Source organism: Prosthecobacter sp. (assembly GCF_044236155.1).
In the GTDB taxonomy this organism is placed as follows: domain Bacteria; phylum Verrucomicrobiota; class Verrucomicrobiia; order Verrucomicrobiales; family Verrucomicrobiaceae; genus Prosthecobacter.
The window spans coordinates 62,911-69,461 of the sequence record NZ_JBIIHA010000027.1 but is presented as its reverse complement, the minus strand read 5'-3'; the positions used below and the strand labels follow the sequence as shown (position 1 = coordinate 69,461).

The 6,551-nt window shown below is 60.1% G+C and carries 5 protein-coding genes; 1 reads left to right on the top strand and 4 read right to left on the bottom strand.

What is annotated here, in order from left to right:
- Positions 1 to 206: 206 nt before the first annotated feature.
- Positions 207 to 2,876, bottom strand: coding sequence for a von Willebrand factor type A domain-containing protein (locus ACILSE_RS19025; protein ID WP_395719015.1), 2,670 nt, complete (start codon positions 2,874 to 2,876; stop codon positions 207 to 209).
- Between the two features lie 24 nt (positions 2,877 to 2,900).
- On the bottom strand, positions 2,901 to 3,515 hold the full coding sequence (locus tag ACILSE_RS19020) for an RNA polymerase sigma factor (RefSeq protein WP_395719014.1): 615 nt from the start codon (positions 3,513 to 3,515) through the stop codon (positions 2,901 to 2,903).
- A 67-nt stretch (positions 3,516 to 3,582) separates the two neighbouring features.
- On the opposite strand from ACILSE_RS19020, the gene ACILSE_RS19015 reads away from it, so the two are divergent.
- The gene (locus tag ACILSE_RS19015) at positions 3,583 to 4,176 is read left to right on the top strand and encodes a sulfocyanin-like copper-binding protein (RefSeq protein ID WP_395719013.1); all 594 of its coding nucleotides are present in this window, start codon (positions 3,583 to 3,585) and stop codon (positions 4,174 to 4,176) included.
- 167 nt (positions 4,177 to 4,343) lie between these two features.
- On the opposite strand, the gene ACILSE_RS19010 is transcribed toward ACILSE_RS19015, so the two are convergent.
- Both ACILSE_RS19010 and ACILSE_RS19005 read right to left on the bottom strand, forming a co-directional pair.
- Complete coding sequence (locus tag ACILSE_RS19010; protein WP_395719012.1) at positions 4,344 to 5,381, bottom strand: Mrp/NBP35 family ATP-binding protein; 1,038 nt, start codon at positions 5,379 to 5,381, stop codon at positions 4,344 to 4,346.
- Positions 5,382 to 5,505: 124 nt separating this feature from the next.
- A complete protein-coding gene (locus ACILSE_RS19005) occupies positions 5,506 to 6,522 on the bottom strand; it encodes a glutamine synthetase beta-grasp domain-containing protein (RefSeq protein ID WP_395719011.1) in 1,017 nt (338 codons plus the stop codon).
- Between the last annotated feature and the right edge of the window lie 29 nt (positions 6,523 to 6,551).

Sequence of the window (6,551 nt, the reverse complement as noted above, 5' to 3'; positions counted from 1 at the left end):
CCCGACCGCAGCGGGCACGTTGGGAGCGTTGTTGACGAGTTCCATGAGGATTCCGATAACGAACCACGCTCGTGATTCAACTCTGGATAATGACGAAACCAGAATGAGGAATGACGAGTGAAACCCGAATGCCCCGATCACGACACAGGAACCATTCGGACTTCGTCATTCATTCGGCATTCGCCATTCTGGTTTCGTCATTCCATTCACGGCCTCGTCTCCTTCAATCCTCGCGCCTTGTCGATGAGCTGCAAAAACTCGCCACGGTAGCCGAGTTTGTCCGCGCCCTTGCCGTCGATGGCGAGCCTGCGCACGGTTTCCCAGCTCAGCGTGCCCTTGTAGGCCGAATCACGCAGCAGCAGGCCGAAGCCGGCCACGGCGGCGCTGAATTTGTATTCCTCGCTGCTCGCAGTGAGTGTTTTGCCCTCGTCCTTCACCGGCTTCTCGATGAGTTTGCTCAGTTCACCGTCCGGTTCCTTGTAGCGCAGCTTCACGGTCATCATCTCGCCGCTCTTGGCCGCCTCGGCGAGCTGTGCAGGTGAGATCACGGGCGCTTGATACTTCAAACTGTCCACCGCAGGCCGCGACTCGGTTCCGTGCGGCAAATTCGCCGGAACGACTTCATAAAGCGCCACCACGCTGTGACCCGCGCCGATTTCACCAGCGTCCTTCGTGTCATCATTGAAGTCTTCTTTGGCAAGCATGCGATTTTCATAACCAATGAGCCGATAACTCCTAACCGCTGCCGGATTGAACTCGACTTGGATCTTCACGTCTTTCGCGATGGTGACGAGCGTGCCGCTCATCTGCTCCACGAGCACCTTGCGCGCCTCGCTGAGGCTGTCGATGTAGGCGTAGTTGCCGTTGCCCTTGTCGGCCAGCGTTTCCATCGTGCGGTCCTTCAGATTGCCGCTGCCAAAGCCCAGCACGCTCAGGAAGACGCCGCTTTTGGCCTTCTTCGTGATCAGTTTCTCCAATTCCTCCGGCGAACTGACGCCGACATTGAAATCGCCGTCCGTGCAGAGAATCACGCGGTTCACGCCCTCCTTGATGAAACCGGCCACAGCCTGCTCGTAGGCCAGTTGGATGCCCGCGCTGCCGTGAGTGCTGCCTCCAGCCTGGAGTTTGTCGATGGCGGCGAGGATTTCGCTTTTCTTCTCGCCATTTGTCGGTGGCAGAACGAGACCGCTGCTGCCCGCATACACCACCATCGTCACCCTGTCCCCTTCCCCGAGCTGTTCGGTCAGCATGCGCAGCGACTGCTGCACCAGCGGCAGTTTGCTTGGCTCGTTCATCGAGCCGGAAACATCGACGAGGAAGACCAGATTGCTGTTCTTGCGCTCGTTGCCGAGTTCGCGGCCCTTGATCGCGATGCGGGCCAGGCGATGCACCGGCTGCCATGGGCAGGGTGCCAGTTCCACACGCACTCCGAACGGCTCCTTCGCCGTCGGCACCGGCCCTTCCTCCGCCGTGGGGAAATAATTCACCAGTTCCTCGATCCGCACCGCGTCAGCAGGCGGAATCATGTTCTGGTTCAAAAACCGCCGCACGTTCGCATACGACGCCGTATCGACATCAATCGAGAACGTCGAAAGCGGCTCACGCGCCACGTCCTTCAGCTCGTTTTCGATGATCCGGGTGTAGGATTCGCCTTCCGCGCCAGATTTCCGGCGCTGCTCGGGTGCCGTTTCCCGCTCCAACAAGCGCTGGCGCCTCAAACCATCCGAATCCGAGTCTTTGACGTCGGCAAAGTAATACGCATCCGGCTGTGGGTTCATGACCACCGTCGGAGAGGCTGGCGTGGCAGTCGTGAAAGCCCCAAGCGTGATCACAGGCGCGGCCCATCCTTCCATCGGCTTCGCCGCTGTCGCTGTGGTGCCGCCACCACTGACAATACCATCCACTGTCACCGTCGTTCCAGTGTAGGTGTTCGCACCTCCCAAAGTCAGCGTGCCCGCGCCGGCTTTGATTAAATCAACAGGTCCGGAAGCAGGCGCTGCTGATGATTGCGGTGTTGTGATGACGCCGCCGCCTATGGCAAGTGTGCCCGAGCTGACCGCCGCACCGGGATGATCAACGCTGCCACCGCGCAAGACTACGGTGCCGTCACCGGTCTTGTTCACACCACCGCTGCCGGCCACCGTCATCCCGTTGAGATCAAGAGATGTGCCAGCCGTGACTGCCAGGGTGCGCGCGGCGGCGGGATCACTCTTTGCAGAACTCAATCCATAGGCCGTCTGGTCCTGCAATTTCTTCAATTCAACAACATCGTCGGCCGTCATCGTGGTCTGGCCTGAGTGAATCGTCAGCATACGCGGAATCTCCGGGCTTGTCTGAGGCGCTGAAGGAGCGGCCAATGTTTTGCCAGGCACGGCTGCAGACAGCGATTCCAGCGTCTTTTCCTCGAGCAGACGGGATTCTGACATGGGCTTTGCCCGCGTCACCTCCGAGACGCGCCTCTGAAGCTGGACGCGATGCTCCTTCGCGTCCTCGTTCAAAGCCACTCCATCCATGGCAAACCGGGAAAGCTGCCGCGTTTCATACACATTCCACGTCCAGAACGCGCCCAGAACGACGCACGCGGCAAGCGCGAGCCTCACAATGACGCCGGTGCGCCATTGGGTGCGTTGTCCAGGCTTCGGCCCGCCCGGTTGGGCGGTCGAAATGGTTGGCCGCGCCTGCAACCGCTCCCGTTGCTCATCCGTGAGCGCGAGCGAGTCATCTCGCAGTTCGGTGAGCAGAAAGTGGCAGAATTCTTTCGTGGCCTCGGCGGCCTGTTTGGCCTTCGGGTCGTCGCGCAGCTCGACTTCGAGCCGTTCGCGTTCTTCGGCACTGGCTTCGTCGAGCGCCCAGGCGGTGATTTGTTCCGGTTTCATGGTCAAAAGGGTGGTTTGAGGATTTCAGGCCATCACGGCCTTCAGTTTCACGGGCTGCGGCTGCTCATGCGCCTGCCATTTGGTCTTCAAGGCGGCGACGCCGTGGTGGATGAGGTAGCCGACGTTGCCGATGCTGGTTTTCATCGCGGCGCTGATCTGTTGGTAGTCGAGTCCGGCGATGAACTTCAGCCGCACGGCCTCACGCTGGCGCGTGGGCAGGCTTTCGATGAGATCGCGCAGCGCGGTGGCGGTTTCCCGCTTCTCCATCGCGTCATTGGGCGCCGGGTCGGCGGCGGGTTCGAGATCGAGGGTTTCCGTTTCCATGACAACGATGCGTTGATGTTTGCGATGATGGTCGAGGGCGCGATTGCGGCACACGGTGAAGAGCCAGGGGGCCAGGCGCTCCTGGTCGAGCGTCGCGAGGTTCTGGCTAAGCTTCACAAACACGTCCTGCACGATGTCGCGCGCGTCTTCCAGGTCCCCGGTGTAACCGTGCGCGTAGCGGATGAGGGGCCGCTCGTAGCGCCGCAGGGTTTCCAGGAAAAGATCGTGCGTGTCACTCATGAGGTCGTGTTCGCCGGGCATCACGGGAACGTGGCGGACATCTTGGGAGATTTTTTCGCAGAAGGCGAGATTCATCGTGCCAAGCCGACAGTTTCATCCTCTCTTGCGCGTTCTGCGAAACCCGCTTCCATCCGTCCCGACCATGATCCGCCGCCTCTTCACCGCCCTTCTGCTTCTTTCATCATTTTCCTCCGCCCAGCAGCCCGCCACACCGCCCGCAGGCCATGACGCGCACGCGGTGGACATTCCAGGACTGAAAAAAGAGCTCTTCGCCGGCATCACCGAGGCCGATTTCCTCAAACTGGGCGACAAGCCCAAAACCGTGAAAGTCACGCTCATCGCCACCTACACCTCCGCGAACTACGGCATGAATTTCAACGGTCACTCGCATGGCAAGGGTGTGTTCACGATCCCGAAGGACTGGACGGTCGAAGTGACCTTCATCAATCCGAGCCCGATCCCGCACAGCGCTGTCGTGGTGGAGAAGGACATGACGAAGAAGCTGCAAATGGGAGAGCCCTACTTCGACGGCGCGGGTGTGCCGAAGCCGGAAGTCGGTATTTCTCTCAACAAGGCGGAGTTCAAGTTCGTCGCCGATGAAGAAGGAGAATATGCTTTTGCCTGCGGCTTCCCCGCTCACGCGATCAACGGTCACTGGCTGGCGCTGAACGTCAGCGCCGACGCCAAGGCTCCAACGCTTCAGCTCGGCGACAAACCCGCTGTGGAGGCGAAGTAGTAGGTTCGGCAGGAGCGCACGCGTCTCGCGTGCTGTCTTCAGCGTCCCGCTGAAGACCGTCCGAGTATGTGACAATCCCTGAGGCAGCCTGACAAGATGGCGCACACTTCAAGGACGGTTTTCCGCGAGACGCGGAAAACAGCCTGCGGGACGCAGGCGCTCCATTTTCATTTCAGCTTCGCCGCGATCTCACGGAAGGCTTTTGACGCGGCGGACTTCGCCGGATCTTCCAGAGCGACGGGATGCCCCTCGTCCCCGCACTCGCGTACGCTCATTTCGATGGGGATCTGGCCGAGCAGCGGCACGCCGAGGCGTTTCGCCTCGTGTTCGCCGCCGCCTTTGCCGAAGATGTGATACATCTTGCCGTCACTCGGGCAGAGGAAGTAGCTCATGTTCTCGATGATGCCGAGGATGGGAACGTTCACCTTTTGGAACATGGAAATGGCCTTCCGGGCGTCGATGAGCGCGATCTCCTGCGGTGTGGTGACGATCACCGCTCCGTCGAGCGCCACAGTTTGCACGATGGTGAGCTGGATGTCGCCCGTTCCCGGGGGCAGATCGAGAACGAGCACATCGAGATTGTCCCAAGCGACCTGACGCAGGAACTGCTGCGTATAGCGTGTGGCGATGGGACCGCGCACGATGACGGGCGATCCATCTTCGAGCAGGAATCCCATCGACATGAGCTGCAGGCCGTTCTTCTCGATGGGCACGATCTGCTGCTCGTCGTTTTGATACGGACGCTCGTCGGTGCCGAACATGTGCGCGATGCTGGGGCCGTATAAATCGCAGTCACACAAACCCGTGCGCAGACCGAGCTGGCTCAGAGCGACCGCGAGATTCGAGGCGACGGTGCTTTTTCCCACGCCGCCCTTGCCGGAGGCCACGGCGATGACTTTTTTCACCCCGGGAATGCTCGATTTGCCGAGTTTCTCGCTGGCTGTCGTGTTTGTGCCGGGCGGTTCCTTGATGTCGAAGTTCAGCCTCACTTCACCCACGCCGGGCAGCTTCTTCAGCACGTCCATGGCCTGCTCGTGGATGAGGCGCGGGATGTTCGGGTCACGCGTGGCGAGGGAGATTTCGACCGTGACATTCGCGCCATCAACCTGGATGCCCTTCACGAGTCCAAAGGACAAAATATCGCGGCTGAAGCCAGGGTAGCGGACGTTGCCAAGGGCGGAGCGGATGTCTTGTTCGGTGAGCATGGGTTGGGGATACGCCTTCTCCTAACTCGTTGACGCAGGTTTGCAAACTTCGCGACCAAAACAAAAAACGCCGCCTGTTTCCAGGCGGCGTTTGTGGGTGAGATAAATCTCGATATCAGCGCAATCAGGCCGTCGGGACGGTCGCGATCGTCTTGAGGATGCGGCTGGCGATCTGGTAAGGATTGCCCTGGCTGTTCGGACGGCGGTCTTCGAGGTAGCCCTTCCAACCGTTGTTCTTGAAGCTGTGCGGCACGCGGATGGAGGCACCACGATCGGCAATGCCCCAGGAGAACTTGTCGATGCTCTGGGTCTCATGCAGGCCGGTGAGGCGCATGTGATTGTCCGGACCATAGACGGCGATGTGCTCCTCCTTGTATTTGTCGAAGGCAGCCATGAGCGCGAGGAAGTACTTCTCACCGCCCGTTTCACGCATGAACTTCGTGGAGAAGTTGGCGTGCATGCCGGAACCGTTCCAGTCGGTGGCACCCAAGGGCTTGCAGTGCCACTCGATGTCCACGCAGTATTTTTCGCAAAGGCGCTGGAGGATGTAGCGAGCCACCCAGACCTGGTCAGCAGCGGTCTTGGAGCCCTTGCCGAAGATCTGGAACTCCCACTGGCCTTTCGCCACCTCGGCGTTGATGCCTTCGTGGTTGATGCCGGCGTCGAGGCAGATGTCGAGATGCTCTTCGACGATCTGACGTGCGATGTCGCCAACATTCTTGTAGCCGACGCCCGTGTAGTAGGGACCCTGCGGAGCGGGGTAGCCGTTCTCAGGGAAGCCGAGGGGGCGTCCGTCCTGGTAAAGGAAGTATTCCTGCTCGAAACCGAACCAGGCATCCGAATCGTCAAGGATCGTGGCGCGGTCGTTGGAGGCATGCGGGGTGCCGTCAGCATTGTAAACTTCGCACATGACGAGCACGCCGTTCTTGCGGGTGCTGTCGGGATACACGGCCACGGGCTTCAGCACGCAATCAGAGGAGCCGCCGGGGGCCTGTTGCGTCGAGGATCCGTCAAAGCCCCAGTTGGGCAGGTCTTCCAGCTTCGGAAAGCTGGCATAATCTTTGAGCTGGGTCTTGCTGCGGAGGTTGCGGACAGGCTCGTAGCCGTCCAGCCAGATGTATTCGAGTTTGTATTTGGCCATGGTTGATATGTGTGACTTGAGGTTTGCCC

Bases quoted from the DNA above. Each gene is read 5' to 3' on its own strand.
- ACILSE_RS19020 (WP_395719014.1), bottom strand. From the start codon at position 3,515: ATGAATCTCGCCTTCTGCGAAAAAATCTCCCAAGATGTCCGCCACGTT.
- ACILSE_RS19015 (WP_395719013.1), top strand. From the start codon at position 3,583: ATGATCCGCCGCCTCTTCACCGCCCTTCTGCTTCTTTCATCATTTTCC.
- ACILSE_RS19025 (WP_395719015.1), bottom strand. From the start codon at position 2,876: ATGAAACCGGAACAAATCACCGCCTGGGCGCTCGACGAAGCCAGTGCC.
- ACILSE_RS19005 (WP_395719011.1), bottom strand. From the start codon at position 6,522: ATGGCCAAATACAAACTCGAATACATCTGGCTGGACGGCTACGAGCCT.
- ACILSE_RS19010 (WP_395719012.1), bottom strand. From the start codon at position 5,381: ATGCTCACCGAACAAGACATCCGCTCCGCCCTTGGCAACGTCCGCTAC.